The following is a 1679-nucleotide window of genomic DNA, read 5'->3' as shown; positions in this document are numbered from 1 at the left end:
CTACCAGACAGCGCGTATTGCCGCGCTGTCGATTCGCGGTTGTTCTCCACCTGCGAGGTGCTCGACTGGCGCAGGTAGACGATGGCTTGCCGCGCTAGGTGACTGGCGGTGATCTTGCTGTGTTCAGTCATGATCCGCCTCCCTGGCCATGAGCATGCGCGCGATCATCAGGGCGAGCTGACGCAGAGCCGTCGCCCGCGCCTCGGCGTCCAGCCTTTCCCAGGCGGGCGGGTCGGGCCGCCGCTCGCTTTCTTCGTCGGGGAAGGTCAGCTTCAATTGTCGTTGCATGCCGCGCCTCCTTGTCGTCGGGCGGCGACTCGCCGCGCCGCTCAAGGAGACGTCGGCCACAAGGCGCAGATGCAGAAGGTCTGCAAGCCGCCCAATGGCCCCATGATTGGCCGGCGTCCCGGTGCAATCGCCATCCCCGGCGCCAAGATCCGTCCATGCCACGGGAATGTGGGTCCGGCTGCCGTCTGGCAATTCCAGCAGCAGCACTGGTTCGCCGCGCAGCTTGATCCGGCCAAATACAACCAGCGCCCGCCCTGCAAAGGCATGGCCAGCGCGGGTGATCGTCACCGATGCCGGAAGATCCTGGTGACGGGCAGTCTGAAGATGTTTCCTTCGGGAGTCTCGATCATGATTGGGTCCTCCGGTTTGTCGAACACCGAGTCGGTGATCCGCGCCTGATCAGCTTGATCCGGCGCTGGTTGAAAGCGGGTGTCTTGGAAGACGGAGCGGTGCATCCGAGCGAACAAGGAACGCCACAAGGCGGATCGATCAGTGTGCTTTTGAGCAACCTCTACCTTCATTACGTTCTCGACCTCTGGTTCGAACGCGTGGTGAAGGGCCGGTTGCGGGGCGAAGCCCGACTGGTGCGCTATATCGACGACTTTGTGATCTGCTTCCAATATCGATCGGACGCCATCCGCGTACAGGAGGCCTTGCGTCTTCGGTTGGGGAAGTTCGGCCTCACTCTAGAGCCGACTAAGACCAAGTTGGTCGAGTTTGGTCGGTTCGCGCAAAGACACGCGGGCAAACGCGGCAGAAACCGCCCGGAAACAATCTACTTTCTGGGTCTAACGCTGTACTGCACGCGTAACCGAAAAGGCAACTTCAAGGTGGGGATGCGCACCGAGAAATCTCGGCTAAAGCGTAGCCTTCTGTCTCTGCAGGAGCTGATGCGGCGAATACGGCATTACAAGATCAGTGATCAGGTTGCGGAAATAAACCGCGTCCTGCGCGGCCACTATGCCTATTACGGCGTTGCCGGAAATCTCCGGTCGCTGATCAAGGTGTACCAGGTCGTGGAGCGTTACTGGCGCAGAATGCTGTGCAGCCGCAGCCGTGATGGCGGTCGCCTCAGTTGGGGCACTTTCAACCAGATCAAAGAACGGAACCCGCTACTGCGACCCAAACTGCGGCTCCCACATAGGGACCTGCAGGCACTCGCGGTGCTGTGAACCAACTGCCGAAGAGCGTGGTGCGGGAAAGCCGCACGCCACGTTCTGTGGGAACCGGGGGCGGGTGACTGCCTCCGGTGACCCGGTGGGCGGCGCCGTGAGGCGTCCCCCTATCCCGATCAATGCTGACTATATCGATCAAGACATAGCCGGCACACCTGCGCGATGGTCGTTCTGCAAGCGACCGGGGACATCCGGAAGGTGTCGCTGTGGCTGGGC

The 1679-nt window shown here is 61.5% G+C and carries 2 protein-coding genes; one reads left to right on the top strand and one right to left on the bottom strand.

Features of this window, described 5'->3' with window-relative positions:
- Positions 1–123: 123 nt before the first annotated feature.
- Positions 124–576: a hypothetical protein gene (locus EOA23_RS34445; protein ID WP_127307293.1), complete on the bottom strand. Its 453-nt coding sequence runs from the start codon at positions 574–576 to the stop codon at positions 124–126.
- A 2-nt stretch (positions 577–578) separates the two neighbouring features.
- Here EOA23_RS34445 and EOA23_RS34440 point away from each other — a divergent pair, with 2 nt between their 5' ends.
- On the top strand, positions 579–1460 hold the full coding sequence (locus tag EOA23_RS34440) for a reverse transcriptase domain-containing protein (protein WP_245474451.1): 882 nt from the start codon (positions 579–581) through the stop codon (positions 1458–1460).
- The last annotated feature ends 219 nt before the right edge of the window (positions 1461–1679 follow it).

Source organism: Mesorhizobium sp. M2A.F.Ca.ET.042.01.1.1, assembly GCF_003997405.1.
Lineage (GTDB): Bacteria > Pseudomonadota > Alphaproteobacteria > Rhizobiales > Rhizobiaceae > Mesorhizobium.
The sequence above is the reverse complement of the archived record's forward strand: the minus strand, read 5'-3'. Positions and strand labels throughout refer to the sequence as shown.

Coding starts and splice junctions, on each gene's coding strand:
- EOA23_RS34440 (WP_245474451.1), top strand. CDS start 579: ATGCCGGAAGATCCTGGTGACGGGCAGTCTGAAGATGTTTCCTTCGGG.